This is a genomic window from Anoxybacillus andreesenii, from assembly GCF_030813005.1.
Classification (GTDB): domain Bacteria; phylum Bacillota; class Bacilli; order Bacillales; family Cytobacillaceae; genus Robertmurraya; species Robertmurraya andreesenii.
In genome coordinates, this window is record NZ_JAUSTU010000009.1 from 70552 (window position 1) to 89203 (window position 18652).

Here is an 18652-nt window from a genome sequence, read left to right on the forward strand (position 1 = left end):
TTCTCTATATATTAGGGAATTTTTGCAAAAGTCTTAATCTTTTTCGATCGGAAAGCCTTCAGGAAACCAGAAAAGAGGATTCTCTCCTCGATCTCGAGCCATTTCGTAATGAACAGAGGTAAAGCCCATTTTATCCCAAAAACCGCGTGATTTCATTCTTGCATTCGTCTTGATTGGAAGGCCCATCTCTTTTGCAAAGTTGACAAGCGCCTTGCCATAGCCTTTGTTTTGATAATCAGGGAGTACTTCAAGCTTCCATAGCTCGAGAAAATCATGGGGCGGCTCGAAATAACGATTGAATTTCGCTTCTACCCTATATAAGCTCATCCTAGCAACTAAAGTATCGCCAAAATAGATCCCGTAAAATGGCGATTCGCTATCATTATCAATAATATTTGCTTCCAAATCCTCAACCATTGAAAGCTCCTGCAAACCATACTCTTTAAACCTTTTAAATTCTTCTAATGTTTTGTAGTTTACCCTTAGTTTCTCTACTTTGTATTCCATGTTCCATCCCCCTTAGCCAATCTAGAATCATGTTCAATCTGTTAGCTTCATATAATAATTGAGTAATACTTATATTCATTATATAACAAGAATTTCGAAAATACCTATAAAAAGAGGAAGCGTTTTCAAAATAAAGAAGGGAAATGGCGAAATTGTGTAGAAATGAAGTTAGGAAAACATGTAATGGAGGGGATGTCATGAAAACGATCAATTCCACAATGGCGGGCATCGTGTCGAATGTGCTTGTTGGCAAAGGGGATGCCATCGAAATTGGACAAGAGGTGGTCATCATAGAATCAATGAAGATGCAAATCCCGATAGAAACTGATATAGAAGGGGTAATTAGTGAAGTGAAGGTCAATGCAGGAGATTTCATCAACGAAGGAGATGTTTTGCTTATCATAGAGTAAAAATTTCCAAGGATCATTTAGGAGGGGTAGGATGCGGAATACATTATCAGAAACGATACTTGACAAAAAACAGAAAATATTGGCGGGTGGAGCCCCGAAATATCATGAAAAACTGAAAGAACAAAAAAAGCTTTTTGTCCGCAAGCGACTCGAGCTTCTTTTTGATGACGGACAATACGAAGAGGATGGCCTCTATGCAAATTATGAGGCTAAGGATCTTCCGGCTGATGGTGTGGTCACTGCAATCGGCAAGGTGCATGGGCAAACCGTTTGTGTGATGGCGAATGATTCGACTGTTAAGGCTGGTTCATGGGGGGCCAGAACGGTGGAGAAGATCATTCGCATTCAGGAAACAGCAGAAAGGCTGAAGGTGCCATTATTTTATTTAGTCGATTCGGCTGGGGCAAGAATCACCGATCAACTAGACATGTTTCCTAATCGAAGGGGAGCAGGGCGGATTTTTCATAATCAAGTCAAATTATCAGGAATGATTCCGCAAATCTGTCTATTATTTGGGCCATCTGCAGCAGGTGGCGCTTATATTCCGGCTTTTTGTGATATTGTCATTATGGTTGACCAGAATGCATCCATGTATCTAGGGTCACCACGGATGGCTGAAAAAGTGATTGGTGAAAAGGTTACTTTAGAAGAAATGGGCGGAGCAAGGATACACTGTACGGTTAGTGGCTGTGGGGATGTTCTTGTCTTTAGTGAAGAGGAAGCTATTGAATCGGCAAGAAGATATTTTTCTTATTTCCCGGCAAACTTTCAAGGGCGGCCAAAGAGATTGCCTTCATTAGACCCAAAACCAGGAAGAGCGCTTGATGAGATTATTCCAAGCCACCAAAATGCTCCATTTGATATGTATGAGTGCATTGACTCGCTCATTGATGAGGGGAGCTTTTATGAAATCAAGAAGCTATTTGCTCCAGAATTAATTACGGGACTTGCTCGAATCGATGGACGGGTAGTCGGGATTATTGCCAATCAGCCAAAGGTAAAAGGTGGGGTATTGTTCGTTGATTCCGCCGATAAAGGGGCGAAGTTCATTCAATTATGTGATGCCTTCCATATCCCACTTATTTTCCTGGCGGATGTTCCAGGCTTTATGATCGGAACGAAGGTGGAGCGCGCAGGAATCATTCGTCATGGGGCAAAGCTAATTGCTGCGATGAGCTCTGCAACCGTACCCAAAATATCCGTTATTGTTAGAAAAGCCTATGGTGCAGGACTCTATGCCATGGCTGGCCCGGCCTTTGAGCCAGATTATTGTGTGGCACTGCCAACGGCTCAAATTGCTGTTATGGGCCCAGAGGCGGCTGTCAATGCTGTTTACTCAAACAAAATTAATGAAATAGAGGATCCTAAGGAAAAAATCGCTTTTATTCAACAAAAGGAACGGGAGTATAAAGAGCATATTGATATTTACAAATTAGCTTCTGAATTAATCGTGGATGACATTGTGGCCCCGTCCCAATTAAGAGACACCTTAATGAAAAGACTATGCTATTATGAGACGAAGGACGTTGTCACCACCGTTAAAAAACACCCGGTTTACCCAGTTTAAGGAAGATTGAACCCCTAAATAAGGGGTTTTTCTTTTTTTATCGGCTCTTTTCTCATTACTCGGACAAACCTCTCTTCTGTTTGATAAAATGTAAATAAAAAGAAACGGAGCGATAGGATGAAGATAGCGATTGTTGGGGGCGGAGCCATCGGTCTATTGTTTTCCTTTTACCTTAATCAGCATCATGAAGTTGTATTATATGTCAGGAATATACAACAAAGGGATAGGATTCAAGCAAAAGGGATACATTTAACGAATCACCAAGGCTCCTTTAGCACGAAAGTTGAGGTTAGATTAGCCTCTGAATGGGGAAAAGGTGGTGAGGACCTTTCTATTATTTGTGTTAAACAGTATCATTTACAATCACTCCTTGAGAATAAAAAAATCGAAGCCCATCATCCACTGCTTTTTCTTCAAAATGGAATGGGTCATCTGGAATATATCGATAGATTGAATTTGCGCTTTGTACTTGTTGGAGCTGTGGAACATGGTGCATACCGTACCGATGATGACAGTGTCGTACATAAAGGGGAAGGTCAGACCAGGATCGCTTTCTATAAGGGTGCGGATCAGGAGTTTTTAGATACATTAATCAAACCCTTTCACCAAAGCTTTCCATTTCAAAAAGAGGATGACTTCAAGGAGATGCTTCAGAAGAAGCTCGTTGTGAATGCGATTATTAATCCACTTACTGCGCTTTTAAAGGTTCAAAATGGGGCTCTCATTGAAAATCCACATTTTTTTCAAACATTTCGGGAACTTTTTGTCGAAATTAAAGGAATTTTGAGGTTAGAGAAGGAAGAATTATATTATCAAAACGTTGTAGAGGTTTGTAGAAATACGAGCCAAAATCGATCCTCCATGCTAAAGGATGTAGAGGAAGGCCGTCCTACAGAAATAGATGCCATCTTAGGGTATCTGATTAAGCAGGCAAACGAGAAAAATATGCAAGCACCACTCATAAACGCTCTCTTTCATCTTATTAAAGGAAACGAGCTGGAAAAAGGAGGGAAGTAGAATGTCTGCAATTTTTTCAAATTTGGCAGCAGCGTTTGTGACCATCCCCATACTTGGCTATATTCTAATCTTTGTGATAAGCAAAATGGTAACGAAGAAACACCGTCGATCCGTTCAAATCGCATTAGATGGGAGCACTTTATTATTTATTCTTTCTGTTCATTATTTAATTATAGCCATATGGAAGGTTTCGCTTCTTTGGGCAATTATTTTACTTATGCTTTGTATAGGAATTATTGTTGTATTTGTCCATTGGAAGGTGAAAGAAGAGATTGATTATCCAAAGGTCTTCCGAGGTTTTTGGCGCTTCAACTTTCTTGTTTTCTTCTCGCTGTATACCATTTTGCTGATCATCGGCATCGTTCAAAGCGTTTCAAGTGCGGTATCATAGTTTGGCTTCCGCTTGTTTGGGCTGACCAAGGCGCTCTCCGCTTTTCTTTTTGTCTAGCTCCGAGCGCTATCGGCTCGAGGTCACAAGCCAATCCGTCAAGGAGGTTGAAATGCAAACCTCCATGCCGGCTCGTCTTGTGCTTGTCGCCGATGGGCAAGCGCTCTCCGCTTTTCTTATTGTCTAGCTCCAGCGCCTAGCCCCTCGAGGTCATAAGCCAATCCGTCAAGGAGGTTAAAAAGCAAACCTCCATGCCAGCTTGTCTTATGCTTGTCGGGGCTGACCAAGGCGCTTCCGCTTTTCTTGTAAGCAAAGTTTTTTTCTTTCTTTTTATTCAATGCTATACTCATACGTAGAAAACTGTCGCTTAGAAAGGAAGTTCATACATGGAGATAGCGGATCTATCGCTCCCAGCTACAAACAAGTTTGCCAGCGAATACTATTATGGGACTGAGGAAATCAAGTCCTTTTTTCACTATAATTATCAAGACGGGGCTCATTATTCCGAGCGTTTGAATGAATTGTCGGAACGTATATTTATGAGGGAGGAGCTAGCTGACCATATCGCATCCTTCATGAAGCCCTTTCCAACCTCATCTAAGGTAAAGGAGTCCCTTGAGAAGCTCAAACAATCAAATAGTGTGGTTGTCATTGGTGGACAGCAGGCTGGAATTCTAACAGGCCCTTTGTACTCCATACATAAAGTCATTTCTATTATCGCCTTTGCTAAGCAAAAGGAAGAAGAGCTTGGTGTTCCTGTCGTACCGATTTTCTGGATTGCTGGGGAGGACCATGATTATGCTGAGGTCAACCATATTTATTTGGAAAATGATCGCAAGCTGGAGAAATGGGTGTATCCTAATAAAATAATGGACAAAAGAATGGTCACGGATTGTCCATTAAATAAAGAGCTCTGTCAAACGTGGATTCAAGAGGTGATTGCCACCTTTGGAGAAACGGATCATACAAAGGAACTGATTGCTTTTTCAAAAAGGGCCATTGACGTTTCTGAAACGTTTGTTGATTTCTTTGCCTACATTGTGATGGAGCTGTTTAAGGAGTTTGGATTGCTTCTTGTTGATTCAGGAAATCGAGAGCTGAGACAGCTTGAGAAAAAAATCCTTGCTGAACAAATTAACAAGGCTGAACAAATTACCTCAGCCGTATGGAGACAGCAAGCGGAGCTCGACAAACATGGATACAGTAAAACCATAGATATGTCCAAAAATGCAGCAAATCTCTTCTATTATGATGAGGAGCATTTTGAAAGGATTCTTCTCGAATTTGACAGCGAGCAACATCTGTTTACAGGTAAAAATGGCTCGCTCTCCTTTTCAATGGATGAGCTTCTTTCCCTCGCTAACAAGCATCCAGAGCGCCTAAGCAATAATGTTGTCACAAGACCACTAATGCAGGAAAATTTATTTCCGACATTGGCCTTCGTTGCAGGGCCGGGAGAAATAGCCTACTGGGCAGAGCTAAAACAAGCATTTGAAGAATTTGGGATGAAAATGCCACCGATCATTCCGAGGATTAACATTACGTTAGTGGAAAGAGATATTGCGGCAGATTTGGCCCAGATGCAATTAGATTTTGAACATGTCCTGAAAAACGGTCTCACAGAAGAAGTAAATACCTTTATGGAATCGGTTAAAGACCCAAATCTAGTACATCTGTTTACAGAAACAAAAAATCTGTTCGCGGAGAATTATGGAAAAATAAAGCAGCATGCCGAAAAGGACTACCGAGGTCTCATTCCATTAATGCAAAAAAATGAAAAACTTCTTTTAGAACAAATTATGTTTATGGAAGGAAAATTTGAAGAGGCGCTGAAGCTAAAATATGATGTCACCATGCGCAAATACGCTCAAATTGAAAATTCATTAAGACCAAATGGTGGCCCACAGGAAAGAACATTAAATATCTTCTACTTCCTAAATAAATACGGCTTGAATTTTGTGGAGCAATTGACGAACCTTCCATTTGAATTTGATGGAAAGCATAAAATAGTAAGGATTTAAACGAAAGGACTTTATCTTCGGATGAAGTCTTTTTTTATTTTTTGGAAGGAATTTTTAACAATTAGTAGAATTAATAAAAATATGTGGAGGAAAGTGGGGGATTGTGGTACATTTAGGATGGAGAGTGGGGGTAGTAGGCATGTTCATGGGTGAATACCATCATAATGTTGATACGAAGGGCCGTTTGATCGTGCCTGCCAAGTTCCGTGAACATCTAGGTGATACCTTTGTGTTAACTCGCGGCTTGGATCAATGCTTGTTTGGTTACCCCATTTCTGAATGGGCTCTTATTGAGGAGAAGCTGAAAGGCTTACCTTTAACAAAAAAAGATGCTCGTGCCTTCACCCGATTTTTCTTTTCTGGTGCCACAGAATGTGAACTGGATAAGCAAGGAAGGATCAATATTTCCTCTCCCCTCATGCAATACGCAAAACTTGATAAAGAGTGCGTTGTTTTAGGTGTTTCCAATCGTATTGAGATATGGAGTAAGGATCTTTGGGAAGACTATTTTACAGAGTCAGAGGAATCCTTTGCGGAAATTGCAGAGAATATGATTGGTTTTGATATCTAGTTGGAACCAATGAATACGATTGGAGTGAACAGCTTTGTTTGAACATAAGACAGTTCTTTTACATGAAACAGTAGATGGCTTGAATATCAAGCCTCATGGCATATATGTCGATTGCACGATGGGTGGGGCAGGGCATTCGTCCCTCATCCTATCGAAGCTTTCACCTGAAGGGAAGCTAATCGCCTTTGATCAGGATGAAACGGCTATAGCGAATGCAAGAGAAAGGCTATCTCAATACAGTGATCAAATGACCATTATTAAGAGTAACTTTCTCCATTTAAAAGAGGAACTGAATCTAAGAGGAATCACGCAGGTTGACGGAATTCTCTATGATCTCGGGGTTTCCTCCCCTCAGCTCGATACACCAGAAAGGGGCTTCAGCTATCACCATGACGCTCCTCTAGATATGCGGATGGACCAGGAAGCATCATTATCCGCTTATGATGTCGTCAATCATTGGAGCTTTGGTGATCTCTTGAGAATATTTCATCAATATGGCGAGGAGAAATTCTCAAAGCAAATTGCCAGAAAAATTGAAGCTGCACGAGAGAAAAAGCCCATCGAAACAACCGGTGAGCTTGTTGAATTAATTAAAGATGCGATTCCAGCACCTGCAAGAAGAAAAGGTGGCCATCCAGCCAAACGAATTTTTCAGGCGATCCGAATTGCTGTTAATGATGAATTAGGGGTATTCGAAAAATCGCTGCATCAGGCAATCGAGCTGCTTTCGCCTGGTGGAAGAATAAGTGTAATAACTTTTCATTCCTTAGAGGATCGGATTTGTAAAGTTACATTTAAAAAGGCAAGCGAAGTTTCTAATTTGCCGCCAGGTCTACCAGTCATTCCTGATGAATACAAACCAATCTTAAAGCTCATCACGAGAAAACCGATCGTCCCCACAGACGAAGAACTAGAGGAAAATAATCGTGCAAGATCCGCAAAATTAAGAATCGCGGAGAAAATCTAAGAATAGTGCCATATCTAAATTTCCAAGGAGGGAACAGAATGGGAAACTTGGCAAGGAAGCTGCAACAGGAACAACAGCAAGTTCAGCAACAAAAACAAAAAAAAGCGATTGAGAAAGCGAAAAAGAATCGATTTTCCTTCTCACCAGGAGAGAAAATTTTGGGGTTAATCTTCAGTGCAGCTCTTTGTTTTGGTGCTGTCCAAATGATCTCCAATCAAGCGGCAATCTACGAAATTAATAAAGACATTCAGGAAACCTCTGCAAAAATCCAATCCCAGGAAAGAGTGAACGCTGATCTTTCGATGCAGGTAGAAGAGTTAAGTACATATGAAAGAATCTGGGCCAAGGCGAAAGAACTGGGTCTAAATCTTAATGAGAATAATGTTAAGGTTGTGCAAGATTAATGTTAAAAAAACAGTCTAATATGAATGTGGGAGCAGCAATCTTGTTTATTATTTTTTGCCTGCTCTTTTTTATCTTGATGTTTCGGTATTTGTCCATTCAAATTACAGGTGAAGCTGCAGGGCAACCACTGGCTGCAAAGGCTGAACGAATCTATAGCAAGAAGGATGTACTGGAGGCTAAGAGAGGAACGATCTATGATCGGAATGGCGAGGTTATTGCGGAAGACACCTCCTCCTATACACTTGTCGCTATTCTAGATAAAAGCATGAAGCCGAACTACGTCTCTGATAAAAAGGGGACAGCTAAGAAGCTAGCGAAGTACATCGATATGCCGGAATCGGAAATTTATAGAATCCTCTCAAAGAAAACAGAGAATGGCCCTTTCCAGGTTGAATTTGGACGTGCCGGAAAGGACATCTCCCTGCAAACGAAACAAGAAATAGAGGAGCTGGAATTACCGGGGATTATCTTTAATAGGGAATCAAAGCGGTTTTATCCAAACGGGGTATTTTCCTCTCATTTGATTGGATTTGTTGACAAAAACGAAGGTCAGCTCGGAATTGAGAAGTCATTAGATGACATCTTAAAGGGGAAAAATGGCTCCATTCATTTTGATAGTGACCTTTGGGGATACTTATTGCCAAATAGTGAGGCAAAGGTAACACCTGCGCAGGATGGGAATGATGTGTATCTTACATTGGATAAAAAAATCCAAACCTTCTTAGAAGATGCACTCACGCAAGCGGATAAAGAATACAAACCGAAGAAGATGGTAGCGATTGTTGCTGATGCAAAGACGGGCGATATTCTAGCAATGGGGCAGCGTCCTACCTTCCACCCAAAAACGAAGGAAGGCATTGATAAGACTTGGCTCAATGAAGCAGTTGAAGTATCCTTTGAACCAGGATCCACAATGAAGATATTCACATTAGCTGCGGCACTTGAGGAACAGGTTCTGAACTTGGGAGAATATTATCAATCTGGTTCATATAAAGTTACGAAAAAATCTGATGCGATACGCGACCATAATAAGGTTGGCTGGGGACCGATTACATATTTAGAGGGAATCCAGCGCTCCTCCAACGTAGCCATAGCAAAAATTGTTAACGAAAAACTAGGCTTTGACAAGTACCGTGAATATTTAACGAAATTTGGCTTTGAAGACCCGACAGGAATTGAACTTCCTAATGAGGTCGGGGGCAAAATCGTTTATAATTATCCTCTTGACAAAATCACAACAGGCTATGGGCAAGGGACAGCGATAACGGCGATCCAACAAATTCAGGCAGCAACTGCTGTTGCTGGCAATGGTGAAATGTTAAAGCCACATATTATCGACAAAATTGTCGATCCAAACACAAAGAAGATTGTGAAAGAAACCGAACCGGAGGTAGTAGGACATCCAATTTCGGAAAAGACAGCCAAGCAGGTTCGTGATGTGTTGGAAACGGTTATCACATCACCGAAAGGGACCGGTCATGAAAAATATAATATTGAAGGCTATAATGTAGCAGGTAAAACTGGGACAGCGAATTTCACGGAAAATGGGAAATATGTTCACGGAAAAAATAATTATGTGTTCTCTTTCTTAGGGATGGCACCAGCAGAAGACCCACAGCTGATTGTCTATGTGGCTGTTCAGCAGCCGCAAATTGAAAGCTCTTCGGAGGGGTCAAAGCCTGTTTCGATGATTTTTAAACAGGTCATGAAAAACAGCCTTCAATATTTGAGCATTCAACCAACAGAGATAGAAGCTGCAAAGACAATCAACGTTCCTGGGGTAACGGGAATGAGTGTAGAAAGCGGCTCAGAAGTACTCAGTAAGCTAGGCGTTCACACGGTTGTGCTCGGAAATGGAAATAATATCATCAAACAGCTTCCGGAGAAGGGGCAGCCTTTATTAGAAGGGGAAAAGGTTGTGATTCAAACAGATGGTGATATCACGATTCCGGATATGACAGGATGGTCGCTTCGTGATGTGATGAAGATTGCCAACTTAGCCAAATTAGAGCTGAATATAACGGGCAGTGGATATGTAACGAAGCAAAATCTCCAGGTGGGGACGAAAATGAATGAAGGAGATTATTTAGTTGTCCTTCTGCAAACACCTGATGAAAAAGAAGAACCAAGCGAGGAAGAAGAAACTCCTAATGGAGGTTAAAACAAATAGAACGCACCCATTTTGGTGCGTTCTATTTGTTTTTGTACAAGCATATATTGGAACGAGCCACACTAGAGGGAGGATCGTTCAATGAGGGTATCAAATGTGACAGTCAGGAAGCGGCTAACGATTGCCTTGTTAGTAGGCTTCTTCATATTTTTAATAATTGATGTAAGGCTCGGTTATGTTCAATTTCTTCTTGGAGACTGGCTGACCGATGGTGCTGAAGAATTATGGAATCGTGAAATTCCTTTTGAAGCAGAACGAGGCGAAATCGTTGATCGTAATGGAATTGCCTTAGCAACCAATATGAGTGCTCCAACTGTATATGTTTTTCCAAGACAAATCGAAGATCCAGCTGCGACAGCAGAAAAGTTAGCCGCTGTCCTAAATGGATCTAAGGAGCAAATATACAAGGAGATTACAAAAGGAGAGATTAATGTAAGATTATCTGCTGGAAGAAAAATTTCTAATGAGAAGGCCGCTGAGGTTCGAGCATTGAACCTACCTGGTGTCTATCTTGGAGAAGATTCCAAAAGATATTATCCATTTGGGAACTATTTATCACATGTATTAGGTTTTACGGGAATAGATAATCAAGGCTTAATGGGACTAGAGCTCTTTTATGATAAACAGTTAAAGGGGGAAAGGGGTTCTGTTCAATTCTACGCAGATGCCAAGCATCATCGCATGAATGATAAAGCCGATGATTATCAAGCGCCAGTCGATGGTCTTGATTTGAAGCTAACGATTGATTCTAAGGTGCAAACCATCATGGAAAGGGAGCTTGATATTGCGGAGGCAACCTACAATCCCGATGGGCTGATTGCCATTGCTATGGATCCGAATACAGGGGAAATATTAGGGATGTCCTCGAGACCTGGCTTTAACCCGACTAATTATCAGGATGTCGCCCCAGAGGTATACAACAGAAATCTACCTGTCTGGAGCACCTATGAGCCTGGGTCTACCTTTAAGATTATTACCCTTGCCGCAGCACTTGAGGAAGAAAAGGTCAATTTAGAAAAAGAGCATTTCCATGATTCTGGTTCTGTAAAGGTTGACGGATCTACTCTACGTTGCTGGAGAAGAGGAGGACATGGTGATCAAACCTTTTTAGAGGTGGTCCAAAACTCCTGTAACCCAGGCTTTGTTGAATTAGGACAACGTCTTGGCAAGGATACGCTGTTTAAGTACATTAGGAATTTCGGGTTCGGTGAAAAAACAGGAATTGATTTGCAGGGTGAGGGCAAAGGGATTTTATTTAACTTAGAGCGAGTGGGTCCAGTTGAACTGGCAACAACGGCTTTTGGCCAAGGGGTTTCTGTTACGCCAATCCAACAGGTGACGGCCTTGTCGGCAGCCATTAATGGTGGAACCCTATACACGCCATATATTGCCAAAGAGTTAGTTGACCCAGTCACAGGGGAAATCGTGATGAAGAAATCTCCTGTTGCGAAGAGAAAGGTCATTTCCGAAGAAACCTCAAACAAAATTAGATATGCACTCGAAACTGTTGTCGCCCAAGGGACTGGGGGAAGAGCATTTGTGGAGGGATACCGAGTTGGGGGGAAAACAGGTACAGCCCAAAAGGTTAAAGACGGCAGATATATGGAAAACAACCATATTGTCTCCTTCATTGGCTTTGCACCAGCTGACGATCCACAAATTGTTGTATATGTCGCAGTGGATAATCCAAAGGGAACGATTCAATTTGGAGGTTTCGTTGCAGCCCCAATCGTAGGTAATATTATCGGTGATAGCCTAAGAGCAATGGGAGTGGAACAAAGGAAGGATCAAATTGACAAGGTAAGGAAGACATGGGAAGATCCCGTCATGATTGAAGTCCCTAATCTTGTTGGATTGACGAAAAAAGAAATTCGCGAGGTTTTTGTCAACTTTAAGATCGATGCTAGCGGTGAGGGCAATACGGTTGTGAAGCAATCCCCACAAGCAGGCATCAAGCTAAAGGAAGGTTCGACAATCAGACTATATTTTGACGAACCAGAGACGAAGAGTAAAAGCAAAAAGGGTGAACAATCAAAGGATAAGGAAGAATGAGTTAGGCGGGGGGCAATGGTAGGTTCGCCTCCCTATTTTTTTACCCTCTTTCTAGAATTAATAGCGAAATGTTTGGTTTTCATGTAAAATAAAAGGCGCGAGTTTCTAGAGAGGATTTGATCGAAATGAAATTACAGACACTACTAAGTCATCTTCGCCTATTAAATCATGAAATCAAAGATGATCCGGATATTTCTTCAATCGAGAATGATAATCGTAAGGTTTCACAGGGAAGCTTATTTATTTGTATAAAGGGGTACACGGTGGATGGTCATGATTTTGCGGAAGCGGCTGTGGAGCAAGGGGCGGTTGCTGTCCTCGCAGAAAGACCTTTAGCATTAAATGTTCCTGTTATCGTCGTCGAAGACACGAGAAGGGCGATGGCCGTGCTTGCTGATGCATTTTATGGCCAGCCGAGTCATAAGCTTCATTTGATCGGGATTACGGGAACAAATGGGAAAACGACAACGAGTCATTTAATTGAAAAAATTCTTGCTGATGCCGGTCAAGCTACAGGTTTAATCGGAACGATGTATACCAAAATTGGTGATATGCAACTGGAAACGAAAAATACAACACCAGAAAGCCTCACGCTGCAACGAACCTTTCATCAAATGGTTGAGGCAGGCGTTCAAACAGCTGTGATGGAGGTGTCCTCTCACTCCTTAGTGGAGGGAAGGGTTCACGGAACTGATTTTGATGTGGCTGTGTTTACGAATCTCACTCAGGATCATTTGGATTATCACCAAACAATGGAAGAGTATAAAAGGGCAAAAAGCTTATTGTTCTCTCAGTTAGGCAATACATACCAATATGAAAAGCCGAAATATGCGGTTCTGAATGTGGATGATGAAGCAAGTAATATGTACATGGAGTCCACCAGTGCCCATATTTTAACCTATGGAATCGATAACAAAGCAAATCTGCAGGCGGTAAATATTCACATGTCAGCGAAAGGGACTGAGTTTGAGCTTTTGAGCCCTTTTGGAGTACATAAGGTTTCAATCCAATTGATTGGGAAATTCAGCGTTTATAATGTTCTTGCAAGCCTAGGAGCAGCCCTGTGTTCAGGATATCCCCTTGAGCGTGCAATTGCTTCCCTGGAAAGCGTGAAGGGGGTTGCCGGTAGATTTGAACTGGTGCAGGCTGGCCAGGAATTTACTGTGATCGTTGATTACGCTCATACACCGGATAGTCTCGAAAATGTCCTTAAGACCATTAAGCAATTTGCCAAGGGAAAAATCTCCGTGGTAGTTGGCTGTGGGGGAGACAGAGATCGGACGAAACGGCCGTTAATGGCGCAAATTGCATGTGAGTATAGTGACCGAGCGATTTTTACATCCGATAATCCAAGGAGTGAGGATCCTTCTAGCATCCTAAAGGATATGGAGTCTGGTGTAGAAGGCAAGGATTACGAAGTGATCGTTGATCGCAAGGAAGCGATTCAGCAGGCCGTGCAGGGTGCTCATGCCGATGATATCATTTTAATCGCTGGAAAAGGTCATGAAACCTACCAAATCATCGGGGATAAAGTATATGATTTTGATGATCGATTCATCGCAAAAGAAGCGATACAAAATAAGGGATAGATCCATGCAATCATTCCCATGAGAAAAAGGACAAGACATTTTTTCATTTTTTCGATGAAAAACTTCTTAAAGATTTTTATGAAACATATGATAATGCTGTAATGGAAGTGAAGAACATGCACATGTTGTATTTGAGAGGAGAAGGAATCAAAAATGCTTGAGCAAGTTATATTTTTTACGATTTTATTAGGGTTTCTCATTTCCGTTATCCTTTCTCCCATTTTTATTCCTTTCTTAAGAAGGTTGAAATTTGGACAAAGCATTCGTGAAGAAGGGCCTAAATCCCATAAGAAAAAATCTGGAACACCTACAATGGGTGGTTTGGTGATCCTACTTTCTATCGTTGTCACTACTTTTATTATGATTAGCAAGTACGGTGCGCCAACGATCCATACATATTTATTGATTTTTGTTACATTTGGGTATGGTCTATTAGGCTTCTTAGACGATTTTATAAAGGTGGCATTAAAGAGAAATTTAGGGCTGACCTCCCTTCAAAAATTATTCGGGCAAATCATTGTTGCGCTTGTATTTTTCTTGATTTTGCAGCATTATGATTTTTCTACAGTCATTTCTATTCCGCTCACGAATATCTCATTTGATTTAGGCTGGGGTTATGTACTGTTCATCGTTTTCTGGCTCGTAGGATTTTCGAATGCTGTCAATCTCACAGATGGTCTTGACGGCCTTTTATCTGGAACCGCAGCGATTGCTTTCGGCGCATTTGCCGTGCTAGCTTGGAATCTATCACAGCTTGAGATTGCGGTCTTTTCCGTTGCTGTTGTTGGGGCCGTGCTCGGCTTTTTGGTCTTTAATGCACATCCTGCAAAGGTCTTCATGGGAGATACCGGTTCCCTTGCGTTGGGTGGAGCGATTGCAGCAGTGGCGATTCTCTTGAAGCTTGAAATTCTGCTAATTATTATCGGTGGAGTCTTTGTCATTGAGACATTATCGGTTATACTACAAGTGATTTCCTTTAAAACAACTGGCAAACGGATATTCCGCATGAGTCCGCTGCACCACCATTATGAGCTTATAGGATGGTCAGAGTGGAGAGTAGTCGTGACTTTTTGGGTAGTAGGATTAATTTTTGCCGTGCTTGGAATTTATATTGAGGTGTGGTTGTAAGTGAAAAACATAAAGACATATCATCATAAGAAGGTTTTGGTGCTTGGATTAGCTAAGAGCGGGGTCAGTGCAGCCTCGCTTTTGCATAGATTAGGGGCATTTGTCACGATTAATGATAAGAAACCGTTATCCGAGAATCCCGAGGCACTAGGGTTACTCGAACAAGGGATAACGGTTATTTGTGGTGAGCATCCAGTTGAGTTGATTGACGAAGGCTTTGAATTAATCGTCAAGAACCCAGGAATCCCCTACCACAATCCAATGATCCAAAGAGCGATGGAAAAAGGGATTCCGATTATTACCGAGGTAGAGCTTGCCTACCAGGTGTCAGAAGCGCCATTCATCGGGATTACGGGAACAAATGGGAAGACGACCACGACAACGCTTATTTTTGAAATGCTAAAAGAGGGAGACAAATCTCCTCTAATTGCAGGAAATATCGGGACGGTTGCTTCCGATGTAGCACGTGAGGCGACAGTTGAGAACCATATTGTCATCGAGCTCTCTTCCTTTCAGCTAATGGGAATCGATCAGTTCAACCCTCGAATTGCTATTATCACCAATTTATATGAGGCCCACTTAGACTATCATGGGGATCTTAATGCCTATTGGAAGGCCAAGGCTAATATTACGAAAAATCAAACAGAACATGAATATTTTATTGTGAATGCTGATCAGGAGCAGGTGCTTGAGATCGCGAAGCAGTCGAATGCACAGATCATTCTTTTTTCAACGACAAAGATTGTTGATAATGGGGCATATGTGGAGGACGGTTCGATTTGGTTCCGAAATGAAAGGGTTATGGAGCTATGTGATGTAGTTCTTCCGGGTGCGCATAACCTCGAGAATATTTTATCCGCTATTGCTGCAGCAAAGCTTTCAGGTGTTGATAATGAAGCGATCTACAGGGTCTTACATTCCTTTAAGGGAGTGAAGCACCGCCTCCAGTACATTGCAGAAATTGATGGACGAAAATTCTATAATGACTCAAAGGCAACAAATATTCTTGCCACGACAAAGGCTCTCGCAGCATTTTCGGAGCCTATCATTCTGCTTGCAGGTGGGCTCGATCGGGGGAATGAATTTGATGAGCTGATTCCGTCCTTGAAGCATGTCAAGGCTGTTGTGACATTCGGTCAAACCGCTGGGAAAATTGAAAGAGTCGCAAGGGAGGCAGGAATAAAACAGATCGAGCGTGTCGATAATGTTGAGAAAGCCGTTCCCGTAGCCTACCAGTTGTCAAGCCCAGGTGATGTGATCCTTTTATCACCAGCCTGTGCTAGCTGGGATCAGTACAAAACTTTTGAGGTTAGGGGAGACATTTTTGTCCATGCGGTGCATAAGCTTAAGTAAGGGCTAGTCCAGATTACTTTGCTGATTTCAGCCTTATGTATACCGTGAACGGGTTTTACTCGGTGCGAGTAACGAAGGGAACATATATGCATAAGGTGCATAGGCATCTGCAGAAGCATTTTTAGCAGAGAACAACTCGGCCCTTCAAACTTGCATTCGAGGTGTGTTCAAATTGCCGACAAAAAAAACGACTCCTGACTTTATTCTAATCATTGTCACGTTATCATTGCTTGCCCTAGGCCTAATTATGGTCTATAGTGCCAGTGCCGTTTGGGCTGATTATAAATTTGAAGACTCCTTCTTTTTTGCTAAAAGACAAATGCTTTTTGCAGGAGTTGGAGTGGTAGCAATGTTTTTTGTGATGAATATTGATTATTGGACATGGAGAAAGTTTGCTAAGGGCATCTTGATTTTCTGCTTTGTCCTTTTAGTTTTAGTTCTCATTCCTGGGATTGGGGAATGGAGAAATGGGTCAAGAAGCTGGATTGGAGTAGGAGCCTTCGCCATTCAGCCCTCGGAATTTATGAAGCTTGCGATGATTGCTTTTTTGGCGAAATTTTTATCAGAAAATCAAAGGAACATTACCTCATTGAAAAAAGGACTTTTTCCATCATTAGGTCTTGTATTTTTAGCATTTGGGCTGATTATGCTGCAGCCTGATCTTGGAACTGGAACTGTGATGGTCGGGACATGTATTGTGATGATTTTTATTGCTGGGGCGAGAATCAGTCATTTTGTTGGTCTAGGTGTTCTTGGACTTCTTGGGTTCGTCGGGCTTATTGCTTCTGCTCCTTATCGAATTAAGAGGATTACCTCTTTTTTGGATCCGTGGTCAGATGCTCAAAATAGTGGGTTCCAGATTATCCAATCTTTGTACGCCATTGGTCCAGGTGGTTTGTTTGGCTTAGGACTTGGACAAAGTAGACAGAAGTTCTTCTATTTACCTGAACCACAAACAGATTTTATTTTCGCTATTCTGGCAGAAGAACTAGGCTTTATTGGCGGTTCCTTTGTTCTTCTCTTATTTGCCTTGTTATTATGGAGGGGAATTAGAATTGCCTTGGGTGCACCCGATTTATTTGGTAGCTTATTGGCAGTGGGGATCATCGCCATGATTGCGATCCAGGTGATGATTAATATAGGTGTGGTGACTGGCCTCATGCCTGTTACCGGAATCACCTTGCCATTCCTCAGCTATGGAGGTTCTTCCTTAACCTTAATGCTTCTTGCTATCGGGGTTCTTTTAAATATAAGCAGACATTCGAGATATTAATGCTGTCTTTTCTTCAACCCTTTATTTTGCCCTGACATCAGGGCTTCTTTCTTTTTCCGGACTTTTCCCGTTTCACTAGTAAAGCATAGCTTTTTTTTAGTAAAATGTTGAAAGAGGTGATAGAATTGCGAATTGTTGTAAGCGGTGGAGGCACCGGAGGTCATATCTATCCGGCTTTAGCCTTGATTAGAGAAATTCAAAAGGTTAATAAGGATGCTGAGTTTCTATATATTGGGACGGAGCAGGGGTTAGAAGGGAAGCTAGTTCGAAGAGAGAACATTCCGTTTGAATCAATACATATAACAGGCTTCAAAAGAAAATTGTCCTTTGAAAATGTGAAGACCATCTATCGATTTTTAAAGGGAGTATCAAGAAGTAAGAAATTGTTGAAGGAATTTAATGCTGACGTTGTTATCGGTACTGGGGGTTATGTTTGTGGTCCCGTTGTTTATGCGGCTGCCAAGCTAGGTATTCCTTCGATTATTCACGAGCAAAACAGCATTCCTGGATTAACTAATAAATTTTTAAGCCGTTACGTCGATAAAATTGCGATTTGCTTTAAAGAGGCAGAGGGCTTCTTTCCAAAGGAGAAGGTGGTATTTACAGGGAACCCACGTGCATCTGAGGTGTTGAACCAGGATGGAAAGCAAGGAAGAGAATCAGTGGGCTTAAGGCTCGATGTACCTGCTGTGTTGATCTTTGGGGGGAGCAGGGGGGCAAGGCCGATCAATGAAGCGGTAATCAAATCCTTCTCGGAATTTAGTGGAAAGCCATATCAGGTACTTTATGTTACAGGGGATGCCCACTTTGATGCCGTGAAGAAGGAAGTAGAGCTAGTCGGAAGCCCTCATAATGTTGTTATTAAGCCGTTTGTCCACAATATGCCTGAGGTTCTGGCAGGAATTGATTTAACAGTAGCCCGGGCTGGAGCGACGACTCTTGCTGAATTAACTGCCCTCGGAATTCCGAGCATATTAATACCTAGTCCTTACGTAACAAATAATCATCAAGAAAAAAATGCCCGATCCTTAAGTGAACATGGTGCTGCTCGTCTTTTACTTGAGAAGGATTTAACAAGTAAAAGGCTCGTCGAGGAAATTGACAAAATTTTCATGGATGAGGATTTGCTTCAATCCATGAAGAAGTCAGCGGAGGATCTTGGAGTACGTGACGCAGCTGGGAGACTCTATCAGGTGATGATTGATTTAGCAAATTAGTCCACGTCAACATACAA

The 18652-nt window shown here is 41.8% G+C and carries 17 protein-coding genes; 15 read left to right on the plus strand and 2 right to left on the minus strand.

Annotated features, from left to right (window positions below):
• Nucleotides 1–33: 33 nt before the first annotated feature.
• Nucleotides 34–507 carry an N-acetyltransferase gene (locus J2S07_RS10895; RefSeq protein WP_307150428.1) on the minus strand — a complete coding sequence of 158 codons (474 nt, stop codon included), beginning with the start codon at nucleotides 505–507 and terminating at the stop codon, nucleotides 34–36.
• Nucleotides 508–704: 197 nt separating this feature from the next.
• Between J2S07_RS10895 and J2S07_RS10900 the strand changes: the two genes are divergently transcribed.
• The 4 genes from J2S07_RS10900 to J2S07_RS10915 all read left to right on the plus strand — a co-directional run bounded on the left by J2S07_RS10900 (nucleotide 705) and on the right by J2S07_RS10915 (nucleotide 3892).
• Nucleotides 705–917 (plus strand): biotin/lipoyl-containing protein, encoded by a 213-nt coding sequence (locus J2S07_RS10900; RefSeq protein ID WP_307150429.1) that lies wholly within the window; start codon nucleotides 705–707, stop codon nucleotides 915–917.
• A gap of 31 nt (nucleotides 918–948) precedes the next feature.
• On the plus strand, nucleotides 949–2484 hold the full coding sequence (locus J2S07_RS10905) for an acyl-CoA carboxylase subunit beta (RefSeq protein ID WP_307150430.1): 1536 nt from the start codon (nucleotides 949–951) through the stop codon (nucleotides 2482–2484).
• Nucleotides 2485–2601: 117 nt separating this feature from the next.
• Nucleotides 2602–3501, plus strand: a complete 900-nt coding sequence (locus J2S07_RS10910; protein WP_307150431.1) for a 2-dehydropantoate 2-reductase — start codon at nucleotides 2602–2604, stop codon at nucleotides 3499–3501.
• A gap of 1 nt (nucleotide 3502) precedes the next feature.
• Nucleotides 3503–3892 carry a DUF3397 domain-containing protein gene (locus J2S07_RS10915; RefSeq protein ID WP_307150432.1) on the plus strand — a complete coding sequence of 130 codons (390 nt, stop codon included), beginning with the start codon at nucleotides 3503–3505 and terminating at the stop codon, nucleotides 3890–3892.
• 173 nt (nucleotides 3893–4065) lie between these two features.
• Here the strand turns inward: J2S07_RS10915 and J2S07_RS10920 are convergent, their stop codons facing one another.
• Complete coding sequence (locus J2S07_RS10920) at nucleotides 4066–4227, minus strand: hypothetical protein (protein WP_307150433.1); 162 nt, start codon at nucleotides 4225–4227, stop codon at nucleotides 4066–4068.
• Nucleotides 4228–4275: 48 nt separating this feature from the next.
• Here J2S07_RS10920 and bshC point away from each other — a divergent pair, with 48 nt between their 5' ends.
• From bshC to murG, 11 genes are all read left to right on the plus strand, one after another.
• A complete protein-coding gene (gene bshC / locus J2S07_RS10925) occupies nucleotides 4276–5910 on the plus strand; it encodes a bacillithiol biosynthesis cysteine-adding enzyme BshC (protein ID WP_307150434.1) in 1635 nt (544 codons plus the stop codon).
• A gap of 139 nt (nucleotides 5911–6049) precedes the next feature.
• Nucleotides 6050–6481 (plus strand): division/cell wall cluster transcriptional repressor MraZ, encoded by a 432-nt coding sequence (mraZ, locus tag J2S07_RS10930; protein ID WP_307150435.1) that lies wholly within the window; start codon nucleotides 6050–6052, stop codon nucleotides 6479–6481.
• Nucleotides 6482–6515: 34 nt separating this feature from the next.
• Nucleotides 6516–7448 (plus strand): 16S rRNA (cytosine(1402)-N(4))-methyltransferase RsmH, encoded by a 933-nt coding sequence (rsmH, locus tag J2S07_RS10935; RefSeq protein WP_307150436.1) that lies wholly within the window; start codon nucleotides 6516–6518, stop codon nucleotides 7446–7448.
• A gap of 38 nt (nucleotides 7449–7486) precedes the next feature.
• On the plus strand, nucleotides 7487–7852 hold the full coding sequence (gene ftsL, locus J2S07_RS10940; RefSeq protein ID WP_307150437.1) for a cell division protein FtsL: 366 nt from the start codon (nucleotides 7487–7489) through the stop codon (nucleotides 7850–7852).
• Nucleotides 7852–10014 carry a penicillin-binding protein gene (locus J2S07_RS10945; protein WP_307150438.1) on the plus strand — a complete coding sequence of 721 codons (2163 nt, stop codon included), beginning with the start codon at nucleotides 7852–7854 and terminating at the stop codon, nucleotides 10012–10014. The genes ftsL and J2S07_RS10945 overlap by 1 nt, the downstream gene beginning before the upstream one ends.
• Before the next feature lie 90 nt (nucleotides 10015–10104).
• Nucleotides 10105–12075: a stage V sporulation protein D gene (locus J2S07_RS10950; RefSeq protein ID WP_307150439.1), complete on the plus strand. Its 1971-nt coding sequence runs from the start codon at nucleotides 10105–10107 to the stop codon at nucleotides 12073–12075.
• Nucleotides 12076–12200: 125 nt separating this feature from the next.
• Nucleotides 12201–13664, plus strand: coding sequence for a UDP-N-acetylmuramoyl-L-alanyl-D-glutamate--2,6-diaminopimelate ligase (locus J2S07_RS10955; protein ID WP_307150440.1), 1464 nt, complete (start codon nucleotides 12201–12203; stop codon nucleotides 13662–13664).
• A 153-nt stretch (nucleotides 13665–13817) separates the two neighbouring features.
• The gene (mraY, locus tag J2S07_RS10960) at nucleotides 13818–14792 is read left to right on the plus strand and encodes a phospho-N-acetylmuramoyl-pentapeptide-transferase (protein WP_307150441.1); all 975 of its coding nucleotides are present in this window, start codon (nucleotides 13818–13820) and stop codon (nucleotides 14790–14792) included.
• Nucleotides 14793–16145 (plus strand): UDP-N-acetylmuramoyl-L-alanine--D-glutamate ligase, encoded by a 1353-nt coding sequence (gene murD / locus J2S07_RS10965; protein WP_307150442.1) that lies wholly within the window; start codon nucleotides 14793–14795, stop codon nucleotides 16143–16145.
• A 172-nt stretch (nucleotides 16146–16317) separates the two neighbouring features.
• Nucleotides 16318–17418: a stage V sporulation protein E gene (spoVE, locus tag J2S07_RS10970; protein ID WP_307150443.1), complete on the plus strand. Its 1101-nt coding sequence runs from the start codon at nucleotides 16318–16320 to the stop codon at nucleotides 17416–17418.
• A gap of 125 nt (nucleotides 17419–17543) precedes the next feature.
• A complete protein-coding gene (murG, locus tag J2S07_RS10975; protein WP_307150444.1) occupies nucleotides 17544–18635 on the plus strand; it encodes an undecaprenyldiphospho-muramoylpentapeptide beta-N-acetylglucosaminyltransferase in 1092 nt (363 codons plus the stop codon).
• Nucleotides 18636–18652: the final 17 nt, after the last annotated feature.